This window comes from Salinicoccus roseus (genome assembly GCF_003814515.1).
In the GTDB taxonomy this organism is placed as follows: Bacteria; Bacillota; Bacilli; order Staphylococcales; family Salinicoccaceae; genus Salinicoccus; species Salinicoccus roseus.
Window position 1 is genome coordinate 363782 of sequence record NZ_RKQJ01000002.1, and the last position, 23616, is coordinate 387397.

The window sequence follows — 23616 nt, forward strand, 5'->3', positions numbered from 1 at the left end:
TATCATATCAAATCACTTTAGCGTTTTAAAGTGTTAAACAAAATTGTCGGAAATCTCTTGTCATCACCAATTTAATTTGTTAATATCAGATTTATTGATTATTCTTTATTACGCTAAAGCATTAAAGGAGATATGGTATGAAAAATGATTTGATCATCCGACGCCTGAAATTTGCACAGGATTATACACAACTGCTTGCCGATGAAAACTATCAGCTGGTCGACATGAATATGGTGGAGCCCTTCAATATCGACGACAAGCGCCACCATTCCTCGACCATCATCTTCGAGCGCAACGAACAGCTCTTCTCTATCCGCAGCGACTGGACGCGCTCCCTGCTCAACTACAGTGAGGACTATCACCTCAGCCAGCGCTTCTTCGGGTACTTCGGCCCCGTGGTGAGGAACTACAAGACATTCCACCAGGCAGGCGTTGAACTCTACCGCCCCACTGATGAGGAGATACTGGCGAGCATCGACATGCACTTGTCGTTCGTCACAGAAGGATATGGCGAGAAGTTCCATTCGATCGTGGTCAACGATGATACGCTGCTCGACCTCTACATCGACAAGTATGACCTTGATTCCGGCATACGCAACCTGGTCCATGAAAAGAACCTGTCCGAACTCAAAAAACAGCTCGGCCAGACCCACCCGCTCTATATCCTGCTTTCGGCGAAGGTGAGCGATCAGATGGATCTTGTGAATGCCGAGTTCGGCGACAGTGACATCATGCGCTTCATCGACAGGCTGAAGCAGGCGCTTGAAGGCTACGGCATGAAATTCATTCTCGACCTGTCATTCCGATCTCCCCAGTCGTACTACAATGGTTTCTATTTCCAGGCCTTCCTGGATCACGACTATCCGCTCCTGAGCGGCGGGGAATACAACAGTAGCGCTTTCGGCATTGCGGTAAACCTATCTAACGGAGGATTGCTATGATTACAGTCGCACTTACGAAAGGCCGGCTTTTCAAGGACTTTCTCAAATATATGAACGAAAATGACCTGAACAACTATATCCGTGCCCTGGATGGCGAGACACGCTCGCTCTACACCATCGTCGACAATGTAAAATTCATCTTCGCCAAAGGGCCGGATGTCCCGACCTATGTCGAAAGCGGCGTGGCGGACCTCGGCATCGTCGGCTCCGACATCATCACCGAAGACACATTCAACATACTGAATGTCTCCCAGCTGCCGTTCGGCGACTGCCACTTCTCCGTGGCTGCCCTGCCCGACCAGGAGGAATTCAGGGTCATCGCGACGAAGTACACCAACATTGCCCATGAGTATTTCAAGAATAAGCGGCAGGATGTCTCATTGATCCACCTGAATGGCTCGGTGGAGCTTGCACCGCTGCTCGGACTCTCGGACGGCATCGTCGATATCGTCCAGACGGGCGGCACGCTCAGGGACAATGGACTCGTCGAGCACGAGAAGATTATGGACATTCATGCACGGCTCATTGCGAACAAACGGACCTTCTATACGAAAGAGGACGAAATATATGACTTCATCAAGGAAATCGGGGTGATCGAATGAATGCCCAGGAATTCAGGGAGATATTCGACCAGAAGCGTGCCGGCACGGGGTTCGACGGCTATAAGGATGTGATGGACATCATCGAACGCGTCCGCACGGAAGGGGATGCCGCCCTCCTGGACTACACGGAGAAGTTCGATGGCAGGAAGCCGGAATCCTTCAAAGTGCCTGCATCGGCACTCAAGGCGAGCTATGATGCCATATCCGATGAGGAGAAGACGGCGCTTGAGACGATCCGCACGCGCATCGAACGCTACCAGGAGAGCATCAAGTATGAAGACAGGGATGATGGAGAATTCCAGTACGTCTACCACCCGATCGAGAAGATCGGCGTCTATGTGCCGGGCGGTACGGCGCTCTATCCGTCAAGCGTACTGATGACCGTCGTGCCTGCGCTCGCTGCAGGCGTCAGGGAAATCCACGTCACCACCCCCACCTTCGATGAGAACAACATCACATTCGCCGCCCTCTACATATGCGGCGTGGAGGATGTCTACACCGTCGGCGGCGCCCAGGCCATCGCCGCGCTCGCCTACGGCACGGAGTCCATTCCGAAGGTCGACAAGATCGTCGGCCCCGGCAACTACTATGTCGCCTTGGCCAAGCGCCTCCTCTTCGGCGAAGTCGGCATCGACATGATTGCAGGACCGAGTGAAATACTCATCTATGTGGACCAGGACGTCCATGTCGATGCGATCGTCTATGACCTGTTCGCCCAGGCCGAGCATGACCGGAATGCACGGACATTCCTGCTCAGTGAGGACGAAGCAGTCATATCGGAAATCGAAGACCGCCTCGAGGAGCTGATCGATGCACAGCCGCGCAGCGAAATCATCCGTGCATCCATCAGGGACAACCATTATGCAGTCGTGGATTCCCGGGAGGCACTGCTCGATATGGTGAATCATATCGCTCCAGAGCACGTATCCATCCAGCACCGCGATGCCGACATGATCATCCGCAACATCAGGTATGCCGGTGCCGTATTCAACGGCTACTACTCCCCGGAAGCCATCGGGGACTACGCTGCAGGCCCTTCCCATGTACTGCCGACCGACCGGACGGGCAGATTCAGCCATGGGCTCAACGTGAACGACTTCATGACGAGCCATGCGGTCATCTCCCTCGGGCAGGAGACCTATACCGAAATCGCCGGACCGGCGAAGACCGTCGCGAAACGCGAACAGCTGGACGCCCACTACCAATCCCTACGGATCCGAACGGAGTGATGAAATGATCCACATGGACCGCAATACAAGCCCGATCTCCCCGCTCAGTGATGCGGCGATCGCAGAAGTCGTCAAAGAAACGCACATCCATGAGTACCCGAGCAATGAAATCACACGCTTCAAACAGCTCTATGCCGACTACTACGGCATAGACAGCAGTACAGTCGAAGTCGCCAACGGCTCGGATGAGTGGATCCAGAAGGCCATCATGACGCTCGGACAGAACGGCGTCATGACACTCGCCCCGGATTTCGTGATGTACCATGAATATGCCCAACAGGTGGATGTACCTGTATATACCGTCCCCTGCAACGAAGATTTCCAGTTCGACTTTAATCAGGTCATCCGGTCTGTCGAAGAGAAGAAACCGTCCCTCTTCCTCATATCGGTGCCCCATAACCCGACAGGCCAGATGTTCGCCGACAGCGAACTGAAAGCGCTCGCCGATGCCATGAAGGGCGTCGGCGGCTACCTCGTCCTTGATGAGGCATACTTTGAATTCGCACACGCCTACAAGCGGCCGGAAGGAAGCCACGTGCTCATCATCCGGACGCTGAGCAAGATGTTCGGCATCGCCGGACTCAGGGTCGGCATCGCCATCGCAGAAGGCGAGACATTCCGGAAGATCACCCGGCTCAACCACCCCTACCCCGTCAATTCATTGTCGTTGAATCTGGCGAGCAGGATATTCGGGGATGGGGCGGCCCTCGATGCATTCGTGCGCTACCAGCTTGACTCGAAAGCGCGTCTTGCCGAAGCATTCAGCCAGGTATCTGGTAAAATAAACATCATCGAATCACATACGAACTTCATCTTCACATACGGCAGGCGTGCACGTTCCCTCGGTACATACCTTCTCCAGAACGGCTACCAGCCAAGGATGTATGATGCCGCACCGCTCGGGGATGTCGTCAGATACTCGGTGATCCGGCCGGAGGACTACGACCAGATCAACCAATTAATCAAAGAATGGAGCAATCAATATGATCAAGAAGGAAAGAGCAACAAAGGAGACGAAGATCTCCATATCACTCGATGACGAAAAATCATTCAGGGAATCCTCCATTTCGACGGGAGTGGGCTTCTTCGACCATATGCTCACACTGTTCAGCTTCCACTCCGAGCTGTATCTGAATGTGGAAGCGGATGGCGACCTTGAGGTCGATGCCCACCATACTGTAGAGGATGTCGGTATCATACTGGGCCAGATGCTGCGTGAACTCTACGTGCAAAAAGAATCCTACCAGCGCTACGGCACGACATACATCCCGATGGACGAATCCCTTGCGCGTGTAGTGCTCGACCTCTCCGGCCGGCCTCACCTGAACTTCCAGGCGGCATTCTCGAAGGAGACGGTCGGCACGTTCGACACTGAACTCGTCATGGAGTTCTTCAATGCGGTCAGCATGAACAGCCGCATGACGCTCCATATCGACCTGCTGAAGGGCGGCAACACTCATCATGAAATCGAGGCGGTCTTCAAGGCGTTCGCCCGCAGCCTGAAGGCGGCCCTCGCTCCGAGTGACGCCGGCATCCCATCTTCGAAGGGCGTCATAGAATGATCGGCATCATCGACTATTCGCTCGGCAATATACAGAACATAAAGAATGCGCTCGAGAAGCTTGGATATGAGTATATACTTTCAAGCAAGTACGAAGACCTGGCGGAATGTGAAGCCATCCTGCTGCCGGGCGTCGGACACTTCGGCAATGCAATGGAGACCATCACCCGCCTCGGCATCAGGGAGGATCTGCTGAAGCTGGCGGAGACGAAGCGGTTCATCGGAATCTGCCTCGGCATGCAGCTGCTGTTCGAAGAGAGCGAGGAAGGCAATGCACAAGGGCTTGGACTGCTTGCAGGCAGAATCGCCAGGATGGAGACGCCCCACCCCGTGCCGCACCTCGGCTGGAACACGCTTGAGAGCACCTCCCCGGCACTTGACGGTAAGGATGTGTATTTCGTACACAGTTTCATGGCGACCGAAACGGACAGTACGATCGCTACGGCAGAATACGGCGTGACGGTGCCCGCCGTCGTAGGAAAAGGCAATATCATCGGCATCCAGTTCCATCCGGAAAAATCCGGTGACATCGGAGTGGAAATGCTGAAGCAGGCCATAGAAGGAGGCATATAGATGAACATCATTCCAGCAATAGACATCATAGAAGGCCAGAACGTCCGTCTGACACAGGGGGACTATGGCAAGAAGACGGCCATGAAGCGCACACCTGAAGAAGCCATCGCCTTCTACAGCAGCTTCGAACAGGTCGCACGCATCCATATCGTCGACTTGATGGGCGCACTCAAACAGGGTGCCCAGGAGACGACGGCCATCCAGAAACTGAAGGAAAAGACCGACCTGCCCCTCCAGATCGGCGGCGGGCTCAGGGAAACCGAAACGATTGAACAGTATGACGCCATCGGCATCGACTACTTCATCCTGGGCACACGGGCGATCATGGATCTCGACTGGCTTGAAACCGTCGTCAGCCGATTCCCCGGCCGCATCTTCGTCGGTGTGGATGCGAGGGAAAACGACATCTACGTCAACGGCTGGACGGAGAACAGCGGCATCACGATCGATGACTATCTGAAGAAGATCGAACCCCTCGATATCGCCGGCATCATCTATACCGACATCAACAAGGACGGCATGAACCAGGGGCCGAACTTCGAAAACACCCAGCGCATCAATGGACTGACCCGCCATGCGGTCATCGCAAGCGGCGGTGTCAGGAGCAAAGATGACCTGGACAGACTCGAAACGATGGGCATCACGCAGGCCATCGTCGGCAAGGCGAGCCACAGTGATGAATTCTGGAGGGATATAAGATGATCAAAAAACGCATCATTCCATGTCTTGATGTCAAGGAGGGCCGCGTGGTCAAAGGCGTCAATTTCGTCGGTCTCCGTGATGTCGGAGATCCGGTCGAGCTCGCTGCACGCTACAATCAGGAAGGCGCCGACGAACTCGTCTTCCTGGACATTTCAAAGACGCAGGATGGCCATGACCTGATGATCGACGTCATACGCGAGACCGCCAAGACCCTGTTCATACCATTGACCATCGGCGGCGGCATCTCCTCCGTAGAAGACATCCGCCAGCTGCTCAATGCCGGTGCGGATAAGGTCAGCATCAACTCTGCAGCCATCAGGAATCCGGAACTGATCAGGGAAGCGAGCGAAGTCTTCGGCAGCCAGTGCATCTGTGTCGCGGTCGATGTGAAATACGATGCAGCGGAAGATGACTACTTCATCCATACGCACGGCGGCTCCAAGAAGACTGATGTACGCGCCTTCGACTGGATTGTGCAGTGCGAGGCACTGGGCGCCGGGGAACTGCTCATCACGAGCATGGACCATGACGGGGTCAAACAGGGATTCGACATTCGATTCCTGAAGCAGGCCAACGAAATGGTGAATATCCCCATCATCGCAAGCGGCGGCGCAGGCAGCCCAGAGCATTTCACCGAACTGTTCCGTCAGACGGACGTCTCTGCCGGCCTGGCCGCCTCCATTTTCCATAACAGGGAAGTGGAGATCAAAGACCTGAAAGAAACGTTGCAGAATGCAGAAATAGAGGTGAGGACGACATGAAACCGGATTTCGAAAAAGGCGGCGGACTTCTGTCCGTCATTCTCCAGGACGAGCGGACTGGGCAGGTCCTGATGAACGGCTTCATGAATGAAGAGGCTTATCAGAAGACTACAGAAGAGAAAGTCGTATGGTTCTACTCCCGTTCAAAGGAACGCCTGTGGAAAAAGGGCGAGACGAGCGGCAATATCCAAGTCGTCAAAAGCATGGCGCTCGACTGTGATTCGGATGCACTCCTCATCCAGGTGGAACCGAAGGGCCCTACATGCCACCTTGGCACACAAAGCTGCTTCGGCGACGATCATTTCAATCTGCAGACGCTCGAAAAGATCGTCGACCGCAAGGTGGAAAACCCGGAAGAAGGATCCTACACGAAGTACCTCACCGATGAAGGCATCGACAAGATTCTGAAGAAATGCGGCGAGGAGATGACTGAAGTCGTCATCGCATCAAAAAATGGTGATCGGGAGGAGCTCATTGATGAAACGAGCGACCTCCTCTACCATACCCTCGTGCTGCTCAAGCATCAGGGCGTCTCCCTTGGAGATGTCGAAGCCCGGCTCGAAGCACGCCACGGAGAGAATCTCTCCTACAAAGTTCGTGGAGAAATAGAAGAATGGTAGTTGCAGTCCCCTTGAAGTATTCAAGGGGATTTTTATATTTTCAGAAATCGACGATTTAATTCCTACTTAAGTGCTTGTAATTGAAAAGTTCTTCATATATAATTCATATAATGAAAGTCAGAATTATACGGAGGGTTGATATGCAATGAAAGTCGATTTGAAGAACGTGAACAAGTCCTTCACCAAAGGAAAGAATGAAATTCTCCCTGTGCTTCAGGACATCGATTTCAGTATTGAAGCGGGGGAATTCGTCTCCCTACTCGGACCCTCAGGATGCGGCAAATCGACGATACTGAAGTTGATAGCCGGGTTGAGCCATCCTTCTTCAGGGGAACTGAAGGTCAATGATACACCGATAACCGGCCCGGGTACCGATCGGGTCGTAGTCTTCCAGGAAGGCGGGCTCTTCCCATGGATGACAGTGCTTGAGAACGTTACATATGGATTGAAGATCAAGAAGATGAGCAAAGGGGAGGCTGAGGAGAAGGCCATGGAAGGTCTGCGCATGGTCCACCTCGGCAACTTCACCAGTGCCTATCCGCATGAACTGTCCGGGGGCATGAAGCAGCGAGTGGCGATTGCACGTGCGCTCGTCATGGATCCGGACGTCCTGCTGATGGATGAACCATTTGCAGCACTGGATGAACAGACACGCCTCGTCCTGCATCAGGAACTCCAGGACATTTGGCAGAAGACGGGAAAAACGATACTTTTCATCACCCACAATATCAGAGAAGCCCTGACATTATCCGACCGCGTCCTTCTGATGAGTACACGGCCGGGCACCATCAAGAAATCATTCACCGTCCAGGCTTCACGCCCACGCAATCCTTCAGACAGTGTCATCGTCGATCTGGAAAAGGGTGTCATGGCGGAACTGGAAGAAGAGATGAATAAGGTATTGAAGGAGGAATTCGGCGATGACTACCGTTTTAAGACGGATAACGTTCGTGATCGTGATAATAGCGATATGGGAAGTCATATCTAAACTGCAGTTCTTCCCGACATTCATGTTTCCTCCCCTGATCATCCCAAATGATCCGGGAGGGGTGACTGTAATCAAGACCCTCGTAACCGGCATACTTTCCGGCCAGATCCTCGAAGCCACCGGCATCACCCTTGGAAGGCTCCTGATCGGATTCTTCATTGCCGTCATACTCGGACTTACATTCGGATTCCTCATCGCCCGCTACAAATGGGTCGATGATACACTCGGATTCTTCGTAACGGCACTCCAGTCCATCCCGAGCATCGTATGGTTCCCGCTCGCCATCGTATGGTTCGGCCTAGGGAATGTGGCCATCCTGTTCATCGTCGCCATTGGAGCGACGTGGACGATGACCGTCAACTCAAGTGCCGGATTCAAGAACGTCCCGAGCATCTATATCGATGCCGCCCGTACACTCGGGGCCTCAGGCACCCATCTGGTGCGGACCGTCATCATACCCGCCTCCGTCCCGCACATCATATCGGGACTGCGTGTTGCATGGGCATTCGCATGGCGGGCCATCATGGCCGGTGAACTGCTCGGTGCAGCCGGCGGACTCGGTCACCTTCTCGATCTTGGACGATCGATCCAGGCAATGGACCTTGTGCTGTCCATCATGATCGTCATCGGCATCATCGGCACCATCATCGACAACCAGGTCTTCTTGAGGATGGAACGTTCCGTCTCAAGACGCTGGGGACTCGGAACCTAAAAATCAGCATGGAGGGGAATTCCAATATGAAAAAATTTCTACCTGTACTCACTGCCCTGCTGCTCCTCATCCTCGCAGGATGCGGCGGCGAAGAAAACAGCAGTGCCGAAGAAACGGCAGATGAAGTCCGCATCGCATACTTCCCGAACTTTACGCATATCGCAACCATCGTTGCGTTGGAGAACGGCTACTTTGAAGAAGCATTCGGAGAGGAGGTCACCATCGATACGATGACATTCCCGAATGGCAGTGCCTTCATGGAAGCACTGTCCACCGACGAATTCGACATCGGGACAGTCGGGCCGACACCTGCCACGACGACATACCAGCGCAACGCAGGACATGAAATCATTGCAGGCGCCGTCAATGGAGGCGCCGTACTCGCGACAGCAGAAGACTCCGGAATCGAAAGTGTTGAAGACCTCGACGGTAAACGTGTTGCCGTGCCGACCATCGGCTCCACTCAGGACATCATGCTCCGCAAGGAGCTTCAGGAAGTCGGTCTGAACATTGAAGACGCAGGCGGCACAGTGAGCCTCGTACCACAGGCACCTGCCGATACTTCCACCCTCTTCCTGCAGGATGATGTCGATGCAGCAGCCACCCAGGAGCCTTGGGGCGTATTCCTGGAGAACCAGGCCAATGCATCCATCCTGCTTGATGAAGAAGAGTTTGCGTGGGGCACCGACCTGACGACGACGGTCGTCACTGCGAATAATACATTTACAGACGCCAACCCTGAACTTACACAGGAGTATTTGAGGGCACACCTTGAAGCCATCGACTTCATTGAAAACAACAATGAAGAAGCGGTACAGATCTTCGTCGACCATATAGAAGAGATTACAGGCAACACCCTCGACTTTGATGAAACGCTCGAAGCCAGCAACCGTCTGAATCCGGCATATGAAATCAACGAAGATGTAATCCAGGAGATGGCGACCATCAGCATGGAAGCGGGTTATATTCCATCCGATGATGTCGAAGGACTCGTGAACAGAGAGTATCTGGATGCGGTACTCGAAGAGGAATAGAATCAAAAAAGGAAGGGGGAGCATTATGCTCCCCCTTCCTTTTACTTGCTCAATAGACCGTCTGGTGCTCCACCGACTCGATACGGCTTCCCCTTCTCCAGTCGGCAGCGAGCCCGGCCACCGTCATTACTGCAAAGGGCAGCAGCCACCCGAGCGACACTTCAGACAGCGGCAGTGCCATGTACATGGTCGAAATGGCCTCCATTTTCAACAGGCCGCTAGTATGGATGATATCCATTATGGAAATCGGAATCGTGATCACGACAGGAAGAATATAGGCATACTTCATTTCGAAATGGATGAACATGTTCATGAACGACACCACGACCAATACGATCGCTACCGGGTAAAGAAACGTAAGCAGAGGCGCCGCCAGGGAAAGGATCGTGTTCAGGCCAAGCGTCGTAAACAGGAATCCGCCACCAGTGAAGATGAAGACATATACCTTGTATGGAATCCTGCTGTAATGCCTGAACCCGAACGCGGCACACGCATTGACCAGACCGATGCATGTCGTCAGGCAGGCCACGACGACGATGGCAGAGAAGATCAGGTCACCGGAACTGCCGAAAAGGCGCATCGAGCTGTATGTAAGGATGTCAGTCCCATTCTCATAGCCACCGCGTGCTGTCGTCCCGCCGATGTAGGCCAACGCCACGTAGATCACCGTGAGCAGCACGGAGGAGATCAATCCGGCCTTCAGGACGTGGGAAACGATGCCCTTCCTGTCGGTGACCCCCGAATACTTGAGCCCGCTGATGATCACCATCGAAAATGCCAGGGCCCCGATGAGATCCATCGTGAAATAGCCTTCCAGTATGCCGGATACCATCGGAGTAATGCCATACTCCTCCCGGGCCGGCTGCAGGCCCGTTTCCGGGCGGAAGACTGCAAATATTGAAAGCAGTGCGATTGCTGCAAGCAGAATGGGCGTCAAATACTTCCCGATGCTGTCGACGATCTTCGCCGGGTTCAATGCGACCATGAAGACGATGAGGAAGAAAACGACAGAAAAGCCGATAAGTGTAGATGCATCATGAACTGGCAGGAGATTCGCAGTCCCCACCTCATACGCCACATTCGCCGCTCTCGGTATGCCGTACAATGCACCGATCGACAGATAGACCAGAACAGCAAACACCATGCCGAATATAGGATGGACAGGCCTGCCCATGCGCTCCACACCTTCATCGAAATAGGCTACCACAACCACCGCGAGAAAAGGCAGCAGCACACCCGTGACGATGAAACCGGCCATCGCCGGCCACATTTCGACACCTGCCTTATGCCCGAGCATCGGAGGGAATATCAGGTTGCCCGCCCCAAAGAACAATGAAAAAAGCATCAGGCCGGAAATTAATGTTAAACGATTCATCAGAACACTCCTAGAATAAAAAAAGCACCATTTTAAGGACGGCAGTCATGCCGCGGCACTCCTCTCGATAATTCCCCTGATCCCCATCAGTTTGAAAATCCGTTCCATATGGATAATATGACAGGCTCCTTCCCCATACGGGAGCCATCTGTTGATAAGATGATATGAAAACACCTCACCAATTATATGACTTTTATAAATATTGTCAATATGATGGACAAATAGATTTGATGAATTTCAAGTCAAAAAAAGTGCAGAGCTCAAAATGAGCCCTGCACTTAATTTTATGCCATTACTACTTTAGCCATGTTCTCCCCGACCATATCGATGAAGTACTTATGGAAGACGAGAGAATCGGTCAGCTCTGGATGGAATGAAATGCCGAGATGGCGGTCGGAACGCACTGCGACGATCTTCTCCCCCACCTTGGACAGCACCTGCACGCCTTCACCGACAGCATCGATGTGGGGTGCCCGGATGAAGACCGCATGCGCCTTTTCCTCGAGACCGAGAATATCGAGTGCCACCTCGAAACTGTCCACCTGCCTGCCGAATGAATTGCGTTCGACGGTGATGTCGAGTTTGCCTAGATGTCCGCCTTCCTGACCGATGATCCTTTCAGCGAGCAGGATGACCCCGGCACAGGTGCCGAACATCGGCAATTCACTTTCCCTCAGTGCTTCTGTGAAGCCATATCGATCCATGAGGCGCCGTATGGCCGTAGACTCCCCTCCGGGAAGGATGAGACCGTCAATGTCCGTGAGTTCTTCGACACGCTTGATGGCGACCGCTTCCTGACCGCATGCCTCGACCATCTGAAGGTGTTCCCTCACAGCCCCCTGCAGGGCAAGTACACCGATCCTCATTACCAGCCGCGCTCCTGCATCCTGTCTTCGAGGGAGAGCTGGTTGATGTCGAGGCCTTTCATCGCTGTACCGAGTTCCTTCGCAAGCTTTCCGATCAGTTCGTAGTCCTGATAGTGGGTCGTTGCTTCCACAATCGCTTTGGCGAACTTCTCAGGGTTATCCGATTTGAATACACCGGAACCGACGAACACGCCGTCTGCACCAAGTTCCATCATCAGTGCCGCATCCTGTGGTGTTGCGACACCGCCTGCTGCAAAGTTGACGACCGGCATTTTACCGAGTTCCTTGATTTCCTTCAGGATATCATATGGTGCACCATGGTTCTTCGCCTCGGTCATAAGCTCGTCATCGCTCATTACAGTGATCTGGCGGACCTGCTGGTTGACCATGCGGATATGCCTCACCGCCTCCACGATGTTGCCTGTACCCGGCTCCCCTTTCGTTCTGAGCATGGCTGCACCTTCTCCGATACGCCTTGCCGCTTCACCGATGTTTCGGCAGCCGCATACAAACGGCACTTTATAGTCATCCTTCTTCAGGTGGAAGACTTCATCTGCCGGTGTCAGCACTTCGGATTCATCGATGTAGTCGACGCCCATCGCTTCCAGTACACGGGCTTCCGTGATGTGGCCGATCCTGCATTTCGCCATGACCGGGATGGAGACGGCGTTCATCACCTCTTCGACGATCCTTGGGTCACATGCCCTTGCCACACCGCCTGCTGCACGGATATCGGAAGGTACACGCTCCAGTGCCATGACTGCTACGGCACCTGCCGCCTCGGCGACTTTCGCCTGTTCTGCGTTGACGACATCCATGATGACGCCGCCCTTCTGCATTTCCGCCATTCCTCTTTTAACTTTTTCAGTACCTGTCTGCTGCATCTATAACGACTCCTTCTATTGATATTATATTGGAATAGTATAAAATTAAATCTGAATACTTAGAAGTATCAGTTCAGAATAATTTTAGGGGGTCAGATTATGCTGATCAATTTGGATAGGCAGTCGGAGACACCACTCTTCGAACAACTATACAGTGCACTGAAGGAGCAGATACTGAAGGGAGAACTCGCAAACGATGAGAAGCTTCCGAGCAAAAGGCAGCTGAAGGCGGACCTTTCGATCAGCCAGACGACGATCGAACATGCCTATAACCTGCTGCTGGATGAAGACCTGATCTACAGCAGGGAGAAGAGCGGATTCTATGTATCCGCGATTGAACAGCTGAAGCAGGTGGCATCGGCCACCACACCGGAAATCAGACGACCCGAAAAGAAAAGCTACACCCTCCCCCTTGGCACCATCGATACGACACTCGTCCAGAGCGACGTCCTGAAGCAGATCGCAAGGGAAGTCTATTCAGATGACGAACTGCTGAATAAAGGGGAGGAGAGTGGAGAAACGGTGCTGAAGGAGCAGATCAGGCACTACCTGAACATCAACCGGGGGGTCACATGTTCCACAGACCAGATTTTCATCGGCCCTTCGACGGAATTCCTGCTGGAACAGCTGATGTACCTGCTCCAGTATCCGGAGATGACGATCGAGGACCCCGGGTACCCCGTCATCCGCAAAGTGCTTGAGCGGCTCGACAGTGGCACGGATGCGGCCCAGGTGCTTGAGGACGGCATAGATGTCGATCAGGTTGCCGACCTTGCCAATCCGGTCGTACATGTGACCCCTTCCCACCAGTTCCCGAGCGGTGCGGTCATGTCCCTCCAGAAGCGCATCCAGCTGCTGAACCATGCGAGCAGCAATGACCGCTTCATCATCGAAGACGACTACGACAGTGAGTTCAGGTATACGGGACGGCCTCTGCCTTCCCTCCAAGGGCTCGACCAGAACGACCGCACCATATACATGAGTACATTTTCGAAATCCCTCTATCCTTCCCTCAGGCTCTCCTGCATGGTGCTGCCAGCCTCACTTGCAGAGCTTTATTATGAAAAGGAGCTCTCGTGCAATGTCCCCCGGCAGATGCAGCACATCGTCGCCCGCTTCATGGAACAGGGCTACCTGACCCGGCACATCAACAGGATGCGGAAAGTCTACCGGAAGAAGATGGAGGCCATCACCACATGGATTGCAGCGCATCATGATGTTGAAATACACGGGGAACATACAGGCATGCACTTCATCATCAGGATCCCCGGGATGGATCTTGAAGAAGCGGCAGACAATCATAGACTGGTCCATGGCAACGTCTATTCCTATGAAAGGGACCTCGGAGACACCATCATTGTGGGTATCGGGGAAAAGGACACCCGGGAGATAATCGACATACTGGACCGTTTCCTCGAGGAAGCAGGTGTTTGAGGCGTAACGACCGCAAATCAGCCCAATTGGTGCAAAATAAAAAGACATGGATATTTCCATGTCTTTTGAGTGGGCCTAAGTGGACTCGAACCACCGACCTCACGCTTATCAGGCGTGCGCTCTAACCAGCTGAGCTATAGGCCCCTGTTATGTAATTGAAAATGAAAGTGGAGACTAGCGGGATCGAACCGCTGACCTCCTGCGTGCAAAGCAGGCGCTCTCCCAGCTGAGCTAAGCCCCCATGATGTAAATATGAAAATAAGAGTCGGGAAGACAGGATTCGAACCTGCGACCCCTTGGTCCCAAACCAAGTGCTCTACCAAGCTGAGCTACTTCCCGTAAGTTATTGAGCGCGCCCGAGAGGAGTCGAACCCCTAACCTCTTGATCCGTAGTCAAACGCTCTATCCAATTGAGCTACGGGCGCATGAAACAAAAAAATAAAACGGCATGACCGCTTAAAAAATAATGGAGCGGAAGACGGGATTCGAACCCGCGACCCCCACCTTGGCAAGGTGGTGTTCTACCACTGAACTACTTCCGCTTAGTATTATGAAATTGAATATATGATGCGGGTGAAGGGACTCGAACCCCCACGCCGTTAAAGGCACTAGATCCTGATTCTAGCGCGTCTGCCAATTCCGCCACACCCGCATATATGATATAGAGGAGGATATCCCCGTTTGATTTCCGTCATCTGTCAACTGGAGTATGACTTCTTGCAGATCAGATGGTGCCGGCCAGAGGAATCGAACCCCCAACCTACTGATTACAAGTCAGTTGCTCTGCCAATTGAGCTAGACCGGCTGAATCATTAAGTTTTAAATGGTGGAGAATGACGGGTTCGAACCGCCGACCCTCTGCTTGTAAGGCAGATGCTCTCCCAGCTGAGCTAATTCTCCTGAAAGATGTGTTGCTCAATCACGACTGTTTCATAATATCCTATATCAGCCGTCCGCGTCAACATTTTAATGGATTTTAATAGGGAAATAATACACCCAAATGGATATTTGGGCGCATTATTATATTTTTTCATTATTTTTGTCTCATATAAGGGAACAGCAGCACGTCGCGGATGGAAGCTGAATCGGTCAGCAGCATCACGAGGCGGTCGATGCCGATGCCGAGTCCGCCGGTCGGCGGCATACCGTATTCAAGCGACTCGAGGAAGTCCTCATCCATTTCATGTGCTTCATCGTTGCCCGCTTCCTTTTCGGCAACCTGTGATTCAAACCGCTGTCTCTGGTCGATCGGATCATTGAGCTCCGTAAATGCATTCGCATGCTCCCGGCCGACGATGAACAGTTCAAAACGGTCCGTGAAACGGGGATCATCCGGATTCTGCTTCGCTAGTGGTGAGATCTCGATCGGGTGGCCGTACACGAATGTCGGCTGAACAAGCGTCTCTTCAACTTTCTGTTCGAAGAATTCATTCAGGATATGACCATACTTCATCGTATCCTGCACCTCGATGCCGTGCTCCTTCGCCAGCTGATGCGCCTCTTCATTAGATTTCACTTCGTAGAAGTCCACACCCGTCTGCTCCTTGATGGCATCCACGATGTGCACGCGTTTCCACCTTGGTGTCAGATCGATCTGCTCCCCGCCATATTCGACGACCGTCGTTCCGTTGACATGCTCGGCAATATGGGCGATCATTTCTTCCGTCAGATCCATGATGTCATGGAAATCTGCATACGCCTCATATAATTCTATCATCGTGAATTCAGGGTTATGGCGGGTGGATATGCCCTCATTTCTGAATACACGACCGATTTCATACACTTTTTCAAGGCCGCCGACGATGAGGCGCTTCAGATGCAGTTCAATCGCAATACGCATGAAGAGCTCCATATCGAGTGCATTGTGGTGTGTGACGAATGGACGGGCCTGTGCACCGCCTGCAATGGTGTGCATCATCGGCGTTTCGACTTCCAGGAATCCGCGCTGGTTCAGATAGTTGCGCATTTCCTGGATGATCCTGCTGCGCTTGATGAACGTATCTTTGGAGTCTTCGCTCGTAATCAGGTCGAGATAACGTTTGCGGTAGCGCTCTTCAACGTCCTTCAGGCCGTGATACTTGTCCGGCAGCGGGCGCAATGCTTTCGTCAGCAGAGTGAATTCCTGCGCCTTGACCGAAAGTTCTCCGGTGTTCGTCTTGAACATTACACCTTTGACTCCGACGATATCCCCAAGGTCTGCCTGCTTCCAGATTTCAAATGCCGCTTCACCCACCTGGTCTTTACGCACGTAGATCTGGATCTGCCCCTTGATGTCCTGGATGTGGGCGAAGCCGGCTTTACCCTTGCCGCGCTTCGTCATCAGACGCCCTGCAATGACGGTTCCGGATGCTTCTTCCTTCTCTGCAAGTTCTTCCTTGGAAAACGCATCCCACTCCTCTTTAAGTACATCCGTGTAGGCTGTACGTTCGAACTTTTCACCGAAAGGATCGATGCCAAGATCGATGAGCTGCTGCATTTTTTCTCTTCTGACGGTTATCTGATCATTTATTTCTTCACTCACTGATTTTCTCTCCTATACTATCATTTCATTTTGTTGTTCCATTTGTTCCTGAACGAATCCATCTATCGCAGAGACAACTGCCTCTCTTGTTTCCGCCTGGTTGATCGCCCTGCGTACATTGCCGTTGCCCTTTATATTCTTCAGGTACCATGAAGCATGCTTGCGCATCTCCATGACAGCGACCTTTTCACCTTTGAGGGTGATCAGGCGGTCCATATGGAGCTTGAGCACTTTCATCTTCTCTTCAAGTCCAGGCTCCCCGATCAGTTCGCCTGTTTCAAGGTAGTGCACCGTCCTGTAGATTATCCACGGATTGCCGAGCGCTTCCCTTCCGATCATCACCGCATCCACACCGGTCTCATCCAGCATCTTCTGCGCACGTTCCGGGGATGTGACGTCACCATTGCCGATGACCGGAATGCTGACGGCTTCCTTGACCTGACGGATGATGTCCCAATCTGCTTCACCTTCATACATCTGCTCACGTGTGCGGCCATGCATGCTGATGGCGGAAGCACCGGCCTTCTCTGCCATTTTGGCATTCTCCACTGCATATATATGATCGCTGTCCCAGCCGATGCGCATCTTCACCGTCACTGGTTTCGATACATTAGCGACGACTGCACTGACCATATCGTAGATCTTATCCGGATCGAGCAGCCAGCGGGCACCGGCTTCACACCGGATGATCTTGGAGACCGGACATCCCATGTTGATGTCTATGATGTCGGCTGTCGTATTCTGATCCACATATTTGGCCGCTTCCACAAGCGTATCCTTTTCCCCGCCGGATATCTGCAGAGACATCGGCCGTTCATTTTCATCTATATAAAGCATCTTCATCGTCTTTTCATTGCCGAACAGGAGTGCCTTGTCGCTGATCATCTCGGCACAGACGAGCCCTGCACCGAATTCCTTGACCGTCAATCTGAACGCAGCATTGCACACGCCTGCCATCGGGGCAAGCACGACCCTGTTGGCCATCTCCACATCGCCGATCCTAAACATTCGTCTCACCCGCTTCAAGTGCTCTCCTCATTGCTTCTATCGTCCTTCCAGTTCCCGGATGAACCACATCACCGGCGATTTCCGACAGGGGCTCAAGGACGAAACTGCGCTTATGCATTTCCGCATGGGGAATATTCAACTCATCCAATGAAAGTTCCAGATCCTCATAAAGCAGTATGTCGATATCGATCGTCCGCGGGCCCCATACTTCCTTCCGGACACGCCCCAGATCGTGTTCGATCGACAGGACGACTTCCAGCAGATCCAGAGGGGATACACGTGTTTCAATCATCACGCACATGTTCATGAAGTTCGGCTGGTCTGTCTTTCCATAGGGCTCTGTTTCAAGGATGGAGGAACGATTGACAACTTCTATCGCTTCATGGTCATCAAGTTTTTGGATGGCGGATTCCAGGTTGTCCCTGCGATCCCCCATATTGCTTCCAAGTCCCAAATATACAACCGCCATTAATCTTCCCGCTTTCTATTCAAAGTAATGCTGACGTTATCATAATTTCCCTCTATCGGAGGGTTCACTTTAGTGATGGTCACTTCTGTCCCTACTATTTTATCATATTGGTCAAACAGTGCTTTCGACACTTTTTCGGCAAGATGTTCTATCAGGTTTACAGGTTCCCCCTTGATGATCTCCTCAATCATCTGGTAGGCCTCCCCGTAGTGGACGGTCCCGTTCAGGTCGTCTGTTGTGGAAGCAGGGGTGAGGTCCAGATGCATCACGACATCCGTAATGAAGAACTGTCCAAGTGTGCGTTCAGCATCGAATACCCCATGGTATGCATATGTCTTTATGCCATTGATTCTGATGTTATCCATCCATATCCTCCTTGAGCTTCATATAGGCATCTGCAAGTTTCCTGTTCAGGGCCACATTGTGCACGCGCACCGCCCTGACACCCTTATCGATGCCGTATATCGTCGTTGCAGCAGTGGCTTCATCCCGTTCGGATGCCTGGGTGTCCTCACCGGCGAGCTCCCTGATCATACGCTTCCGGCTTGTCGCAAGAAGGATGGGGTAGCCTGTCGCCACAAGTTCTTCCAGGCGGCGCATCACGGTGAGTTCCTCACTGCGTGTTTTGACGAATCCGATGCCCGGATCGAGCCAGATCTTATCGTCCTTCACGCCGTGCGCTTTTGCCAGGGCCACGGAGGCCAACAGTTCTTCGATCATGTCTTCGACGACATCACTGTAGCTGGCATGGGTGTTGTTGTGCATCAGGAAGATCGGCACTTCATATTCGCTGGCGACATCGAGGATCGTTTCATCATACGTGCCCCGCCACTGGTCATTGATCATCGTAGCACCCGCATCGAGTGCCGCCCGGGCCACATCCCCGCGGAAGGTGTCGATGGCTATATCCACACCGATATCCCTGATTGCTTCGATGACGGGAACGATCCGTCGAATCTCCTCTTCGGCACTGATTTCCTCATGCCCCGGCCGCGTGGAATATCCACCGACATCAATGATGTCTGCACCTTCCCCGACCATCTCCCGTGCCCGCTCGACAGCATCATCCACAGCCTGATATTTGCCGCCGTCGCTGAATGAATCCGGAGTGACATTCAGGATTCCCATTATCTGCAGTCGTTTCATACTATCATCCTCTATTCCACAATAATAGACATATTATAACATGTATAAGTGATGAAATATAATGGCTTCCAGGTAAAATAAAATACCATACCCCCAAAGGGATATGGTATTCAAGATGACTGGCATCAGCCTTCGAAATTGAACAGCGGTGTTGAAAGGTATCTCTCACCGTTGGATGGCAATACTGTAATGACGCTCTTTCCTTTTCCAAGCTTCTTGGCGACTTCAATACTTGCCAGCACTGCCGCACCGGAGGAGATGCCACCGAGTATGCCTTCTTTGGCTGCGAGTTCGCGCGCCCACTCCATCGCTTCCTCATTGCCGATCTGAATGACTTCATCATAGATTTCAGTATTCAGCGTCTTCGGCACAAAACCGGCACCCAGTCCCTGGAGTTTATGCGGACCAGGGTCGCCCCCGCTCAGTACCGGAGAGTCCTTCGGTTCCACAGCATAGATGGCAAGCTCCGGGTATGCCTCTTTCAATGCCTTGCCGGCACCTGAAATCGTGCCGCCTGTACCGATGCCTGAAACGAATCCGGCTACATCGAGGCCTTCCGTCTGCTCAACCAGCTCACGGCCTGTCGTACGCTCATGGATTTCAGGGTTCGCCATGTTCTCGAACTGCTGCGGCATGAAGTAGCCATGCTTTTCAACAAGTTCGCCAGCCTTCTTGATTGCACCCTTCATGCCTTCAGCACCAGGGGTAAGGATGAGTTCTGCGCCATATGCCTTGAGCAGGTTCCGGCGCTCCTTGCTCATCGTGTCCGGCATGACAAGGATGGTCTTGTATCCTTTGCTTGCTGCCACCATCGCCAGACCGATGCCGGTATTCCCGCTTGTTGGTTCGATGATCGTCGTCCCTTCGGTCAATACGCCTTCTTCTTCAGCGCGTTCAATCATGGAAAGGGCAATGCGGTCCTTGACTGAGCTTCCAGGGTTCATGAATTCCAGCTTCACGTAGATGTCGGCCATGCTGTCGTCTGTCAGGTTGTTAAGCTTCACGAGTGGCGTGTTTCCGATGACTTCTGTAATGCTATTATAAAGTTTACTCATAACAATCTCCCTTTTATCCCTACTTATTAGCTATGGATAACATACCATTTTTAGCTTCCCAAATCAATTTTAATGCGTAATGAGCTCCTGCAGTTCTTCCTTTTCGATCCATACTTTATTGCGGCAGAAGTGGCAGTCCGCTTCAGCTCCGCCATCTTCCTTGATCATGGCGACGATTTCGGACGGATCGAGGGAGGCGATCGCATTGATGAACCGCTCCTTCGAACAGCTGCACTCGAATTCCACCGGCATTTCATCCAGTCCTCTCCAATTCTCTCCTCCGATTGCCTCATCAATGATCTCCTGGGGCGACAGCCCCTGATCGATCAGTTTGGACACAGGGGTCATTTCCTTTGCCCGTTCATCAAGGAAGGCCATCGTTTCATCACTTGCCCCAGGCATCACCTGGATGATGAAGCCGCCGGCAGACTTGATTGTGTTGTCGGGATTGACGAGCACTCCAAGCGCCACGATGGATGGCACCTGTTCACTGGCATAGAAATAGTAGGAGAAGTCCTCTCCGATTTCACCGGAGACGATTTCGGTGGAGCCTGTAAAATGCTCCTTCAACCCTATATCCTTGGCGACATTGACGAATCCATCGGTTCCTACCGCACGGCGCACATCGAGCTTCCCGGCATTATTGAGTGGGAAATGCACCTGTGGATTCCCAAGGTAGCCGCGGACTTTGCCCTTCGCATTGCTGTCGACGACGATTGCACCGATTGGTCCGCCGCCCTGGACGGTCACCGTCACCTTTTCCTCATTCTTGAGCATGGCGCCCATCATGAGGCCTGCAGTCATCGTACGACCCAGTGCAGCCGCTGCTGTCGGATATGCCCCATGCCTTTCCACTGCTTCATTTACTGTTTCTGTAGTATCTACAGAGAAAATACGAATTTCATCATTCATTCCAATCCCTCTAATCAGGTGGTCCATTGGAATTCCTCCTTATAAATCACCAAAAGTCGCCCGGAGGCGACTTGGCATTAGTTTCTTCTGTTATCTTCTTCCCACCGCTGTTCCTTCTGTCTCTGCCTGTCTGCAAAAGGATTTTCCTCAGTGCTGCGCTCCTGTGGGGATTCCCTCTGTTCAACCGGCTGTTCTCTGCGCTGTTCATCGTAGCGGGAAGTTTCTTCCTCTTCAACCGCATCACGTGATTCCGCTTCGTCTGCATGGTCGCTCAGGCCTTCTTTGACATCTTCATAGGATGGTCCAATCTTGTCATCTTCCGTCTGGCTGTCGTCATAATTGCGCTCCGGCAACTTGCCATGGTAGAAGAGGCCTTCGATCTGTTCACGATCCAATGTTTCTTCAACAAGCAGTGTTTCTGCTATGAGGGTGAGCTGTTCACGGTGTTCCGTCAATATCTCACGGCAGCGTTCATACTGCGTTTTGATGATGTGCTGCATCTCCTGGTCTATCTCGTAGGCGATCCGGTCGGAGTAGTTGGCATCCGACTGCATATCCTTGCCGAGGAAGACCTGGCCGTTGGACTCCCCGAATTGGAGCGGTCCAAGTTTGTCACTCATGCCGTATTCAGTCACCATGCTGCGTGCAATGCCTGTGGACCTCTGGAAGTCGTTATGGGCACCAGTGGATACTTCACCGAAATTGATCTCTTCGGAAACACGGCCCCCAAGCAATCCGACAATCTTGTCTTCGAGCTCAGGTTTCGTCATGAAGTAGCGGTCCTCCTTGGGAAGCATCACTGCATAGCCGCCTGCCTGTCCACGAGGGACGATGGTGACCTTGTGGACCATATCAGCATCATCGAGCACCATGCCGATGACCGTATGGCCGGCTTCGTGGAATGCAACGATATTGCGTTCCTTCTGGGATATGACACGGCTCTTCTTGGCCGGTCCGGCGATGACCCGGTCTGTCGCTTCATCGACATCACGCATATCGATCTTGGTTTTATTCTGCCTTGCAGCAACGAGCGCCGCTTCATTCAGCAGGTTCTCAAGGTCCGCCCCTGAGAAGCCTGGCGTCCTCGCAGCAAGGGCTGCAAGATCCACCGTATCATCGAATGGCTTGCCTTTGGCGTGTACTTTGAGTACCGCCTCACGACCTTTGACATCCGGACGGCCGACAGGGATCTGCCTGTCGAAACGGCCTGGACGGAGCAATGCCGGGTCAAGGATATCGGGTCTGTTGGTTGCTGCGATCATGATGATGCCTTCGTTCTCGCCGAAGCCATCCATCTCTACAAGCAGCTGGTTCAATGTCTGCTCACGTTCATCGTGACCGCCGCCGACGCCTGCACCACGCTGGCGTCCCACTGCATCGATCTCATCGATGAAGATGATGCATGGCGCGTTCTTCTTGGCATTCTCGAACAGGTCACGTACACGGGATGCACCGACACCGACGAACATTTCGACGAAGTCGGAACCACTGATGGAGAAGAAAGGTACGCCCGCTTCTCCGGCCACCGCTTTTGCGATCAGCGTCTTACCTGTACCCGGCGGGCCGACGAGCAGCACACCTTTCGGGATCTTCGCACCGATGCGGTCAAAGCGGCGTGGGTCCTTCAGGAAGTCCACCACTTCGATGAGTTCCTGCTTTTCTTCATCCGCGCCCGCTACATCTTCGAAGCGGACCTTCTTCTTGCTCTGGTCATAGAGCTTAGCCTTGCTCTTGCCGAAGTTCATTACGCGGCCGCCACCGCCACCGCCGCCTTGCGCCTGACTCATCAGGAACAGGAAGAGGAAGAGGATCAGGAGCAGCGGAATGAACGTAAACAGCATGCTTGTCCAAGGGCTCTGCTCTTCAGCAGGTTCAATTGTAAAGTTCAAGTCTTCCTGGGCTCTTGCTGTTTCAAGAATCTGATCCAGGTCCTGAGTGCTGTTGTATGGAATCACAGAGGTGAAGGATTCCTGCTCATTCTGGCCGGCTAGACGGCCTTCGATGAGATATACGTTCTGCTCTGGCTGAATTGTGAGTTCTTCTATATTACCGGCATCCAGTTCTTCAAGGAATTCTCCATATTGGAGTTCCTCCTCAAGTGCTGAATCGCCATTGAAACTTTGAAATATACCAAACATTATTACTGATAATATCAATATCAGCACTATGTTACGGCCTACATTCTTAGGCATCCGTAAACCTCCATTTCTAGTACGACTAAAA

24 protein-coding genes and 8 tRNA genes are annotated in these 23616 nt (G+C 52.7%); 13 read left to right on the forward strand and 19 right to left on the reverse strand.

The genetic code is table 11. The features are described from left to right. Positions 1-137: 137 nt before the first annotated feature. The 12 genes from EDC33_RS08845 to EDC33_RS08900 all read left to right on the forward strand — a co-directional run bounded on the left by EDC33_RS08845 (position 138) and on the right by EDC33_RS08900 (position 9723). On the forward strand, positions 138-941 hold the full coding sequence (locus EDC33_RS08845; RefSeq protein WP_031545980.1) for an ATP phosphoribosyltransferase regulatory subunit: 804 nt from the start codon (positions 138-140) through the stop codon (positions 939-941). Beyond that, positions 938-1543, forward strand: coding sequence for an ATP phosphoribosyltransferase (hisG, locus tag EDC33_RS08850; RefSeq protein ID WP_040106299.1), 606 nt, complete (start codon positions 938-940; stop codon positions 1541-1543). Before EDC33_RS08845 ends, hisG begins: the two co-directional genes overlap by 4 nt. Then, positions 1540-2772, forward strand: a complete 1233-nt coding sequence (gene hisD, locus EDC33_RS08855; RefSeq protein ID WP_040106300.1) for a histidinol dehydrogenase — start codon at positions 1540-1542, stop codon at positions 2770-2772. The genes hisG and hisD overlap by 4 nt, the downstream gene beginning before the upstream one ends. 4 nt (positions 2773-2776) lie before the next feature. After that, positions 2777-3811 carry a pyridoxal phosphate-dependent aminotransferase gene (locus EDC33_RS08860; protein ID WP_124010898.1) on the forward strand — a complete coding sequence of 345 codons (1035 nt, stop codon included), beginning with the start codon at positions 2777-2779 and terminating at the stop codon, positions 3809-3811. Continuing rightward, entirely contained in the window at positions 3756-4334 is a 579-nt protein-coding gene (hisB, locus tag EDC33_RS08865; RefSeq protein WP_094906108.1) for an imidazoleglycerol-phosphate dehydratase HisB, read from the forward strand. The genes EDC33_RS08860 and hisB overlap by 56 nt, the downstream gene beginning before the upstream one ends. After that, positions 4331-4906, forward strand: coding sequence for an imidazole glycerol phosphate synthase subunit HisH (gene hisH / locus EDC33_RS08870; RefSeq protein WP_040106302.1), 576 nt, complete (start codon positions 4331-4333; stop codon positions 4904-4906). The genes hisB and hisH overlap by 4 nt, the downstream gene beginning before the upstream one ends. Further along, positions 4907-5608, forward strand: a complete 702-nt coding sequence (gene hisA, locus EDC33_RS08875) for a 1-(5-phosphoribosyl)-5-[(5-phosphoribosylamino)methylideneamino]imidazole-4-carboxamide isomerase (protein WP_124010899.1) — start codon at positions 4907-4909, stop codon at positions 5606-5608. It begins immediately after the preceding gene. After that, the gene (gene hisF / locus EDC33_RS08880) at positions 5605-6369 is read left to right on the forward strand and encodes an imidazole glycerol phosphate synthase subunit HisF (RefSeq protein WP_124010900.1); all 765 of its coding nucleotides are present in this window, start codon (positions 5605-5607) and stop codon (positions 6367-6369) included. Before hisA ends, hisF begins: the two co-directional genes overlap by 4 nt. Further along, complete coding sequence (gene hisIE / locus EDC33_RS08885) at positions 6366-6989, forward strand: bifunctional phosphoribosyl-AMP cyclohydrolase/phosphoribosyl-ATP diphosphatase HisIE (protein WP_124010901.1); 624 nt, start codon at positions 6366-6368, stop codon at positions 6987-6989. Before hisF ends, hisIE begins: the two co-directional genes overlap by 4 nt. Positions 6990-7134: 145 nt before the next feature. Continuing rightward, entirely contained in the window at positions 7135-7977 is an 843-nt protein-coding gene (locus tag EDC33_RS08890; protein WP_124010902.1) for an ABC transporter ATP-binding protein, read from the forward strand. After that, positions 7910-8689, forward strand: coding sequence for an ABC transporter permease (locus EDC33_RS08895; RefSeq protein WP_094906102.1), 780 nt, complete (start codon positions 7910-7912; stop codon positions 8687-8689). The genes EDC33_RS08890 and EDC33_RS08895 overlap by 68 nt, the downstream gene beginning before the upstream one ends. Before the next feature lie 26 nt (positions 8690-8715). Beyond that, entirely contained in the window at positions 8716-9723 is a 1008-nt protein-coding gene (locus EDC33_RS08900; protein ID WP_124010903.1) for an ABC transporter substrate-binding protein, read from the forward strand. Positions 9724-9772: 49 nt separating this feature from the next. Here EDC33_RS08900 and brnQ read toward each other — a convergent pair whose 3' ends face one another. From brnQ to pdxS, 3 genes are all read right to left on the reverse strand, one after another. Next, on the reverse strand, positions 9773-11098 hold the full coding sequence (gene brnQ, locus EDC33_RS08905) for a branched-chain amino acid transport system II carrier protein (protein WP_124010904.1): 1326 nt from the start codon (positions 11096-11098) through the stop codon (positions 9773-9775). 284 nt (positions 11099-11382) lie between these two features. After that, positions 11383-11964, reverse strand: coding sequence for a pyridoxal 5'-phosphate synthase glutaminase subunit PdxT (gene pdxT, locus EDC33_RS08910; RefSeq protein WP_124010905.1), 582 nt, complete (start codon positions 11962-11964; stop codon positions 11383-11385). Further along, positions 11964-12848, reverse strand: coding sequence for a pyridoxal 5'-phosphate synthase lyase subunit PdxS (gene pdxS, locus EDC33_RS08915; RefSeq protein ID WP_124010906.1), 885 nt, complete (start codon positions 12846-12848; stop codon positions 11964-11966). The genes pdxT and pdxS overlap by 1 nt, the downstream gene beginning before the upstream one ends. Positions 12849-12947: 99 nt before the next feature. Between pdxS and pdxR the strand changes: the two genes are divergently transcribed. Further along, complete coding sequence (gene pdxR, locus EDC33_RS08920) at positions 12948-14282, forward strand: MocR-like pyridoxine biosynthesis transcription factor PdxR (protein ID WP_124010907.1); 1335 nt, start codon at positions 12948-12950, stop codon at positions 14280-14282. A 70-nt stretch (positions 14283-14352) separates the two neighbouring features. Here pdxR and EDC33_RS08925 read toward each other — a convergent pair. The 16 genes from EDC33_RS08925 to ftsH form a co-directional block, all read right to left on the reverse strand. Then, positions 14353-14426, reverse strand: a tRNA-Ile gene (locus tag EDC33_RS08925). 24 nt (positions 14427-14450) lie between these two features. Beyond that, positions 14451-14523: transfer RNA gene (locus tag EDC33_RS08930), tRNA-Ala, on the reverse strand. 24 nt (positions 14524-14547) lie between these two features. Continuing rightward, positions 14548-14621 (reverse strand) — tRNA-Pro (locus EDC33_RS08935). 12 nt (positions 14622-14633) lie between these two features. Continuing rightward, positions 14634-14707 (reverse strand) — tRNA-Arg (locus EDC33_RS08940). Between the two features lie 42 nt (positions 14708-14749). Next, positions 14750-14824: transfer RNA gene (locus EDC33_RS08945), tRNA-Gly, on the reverse strand. Between the two features lie 26 nt (positions 14825-14850). Then, positions 14851-14934 (reverse strand) — tRNA-Leu (locus tag EDC33_RS08950). Between the two features lie 77 nt (positions 14935-15011). Beyond that, a tRNA-Thr gene (locus EDC33_RS08955) sits at positions 15012-15087 on the reverse strand. A gap of 19 nt (positions 15088-15106) precedes the next feature. After that, positions 15107-15182, reverse strand: a tRNA-Val gene (locus tag EDC33_RS08960). Positions 15183-15315: 133 nt separating this feature from the next. Further along, complete coding sequence (gene lysS / locus EDC33_RS08965; RefSeq protein WP_124010908.1) at positions 15316-16803, reverse strand: lysine--tRNA ligase; 1488 nt, start codon at positions 16801-16803, stop codon at positions 15316-15318. 12 nt (positions 16804-16815) lie between these two features. Then, on the reverse strand, positions 16816-17811 hold the full coding sequence (gene dusB / locus EDC33_RS08970; RefSeq protein WP_124010909.1) for a tRNA dihydrouridine synthase DusB: 996 nt from the start codon (positions 17809-17811) through the stop codon (positions 16816-16818). Beyond that, positions 17804-18280, reverse strand: coding sequence for a 2-amino-4-hydroxy-6-hydroxymethyldihydropteridine diphosphokinase (folK, locus tag EDC33_RS08975; protein WP_124010910.1), 477 nt, complete (start codon positions 18278-18280; stop codon positions 17804-17806). Before folK ends, dusB begins: the two co-directional genes overlap by 8 nt. Then, the gene (gene folB / locus EDC33_RS08980; protein WP_094906094.1) at positions 18280-18645 is read right to left on the reverse strand and encodes a dihydroneopterin aldolase; all 366 of its coding nucleotides are present in this window, start codon (positions 18643-18645) and stop codon (positions 18280-18282) included. Before folB ends, folK begins: the two co-directional genes overlap by 1 nt. Continuing rightward, positions 18638-19426, reverse strand: coding sequence for a dihydropteroate synthase (gene folP, locus EDC33_RS08985; protein WP_124010911.1), 789 nt, complete (start codon positions 19424-19426; stop codon positions 18638-18640). Before folP ends, folB begins: the two co-directional genes overlap by 8 nt. Before the next feature lie 125 nt (positions 19427-19551). After that, positions 19552-20481: a cysteine synthase A gene (gene cysK / locus EDC33_RS08990; protein ID WP_124010912.1), complete on the reverse strand. Its 930-nt coding sequence runs from the start codon at positions 20479-20481 to the stop codon at positions 19552-19554. A gap of 69 nt (positions 20482-20550) precedes the next feature. Continuing rightward, entirely contained in the window at positions 20551-21420 is an 870-nt protein-coding gene (gene hslO / locus EDC33_RS08995) for an Hsp33 family molecular chaperone HslO (RefSeq protein WP_040106319.1), read from the reverse strand. Positions 21421-21470: 50 nt separating this feature from the next. After that, positions 21471-23585 (reverse strand): ATP-dependent zinc metalloprotease FtsH, encoded by a 2115-nt coding sequence (gene ftsH, locus EDC33_RS09000; RefSeq protein WP_229716688.1) that lies wholly within the window; start codon positions 23583-23585, stop codon positions 21471-21473. Between the last annotated feature and the right edge of the window lie 31 nt (positions 23586-23616).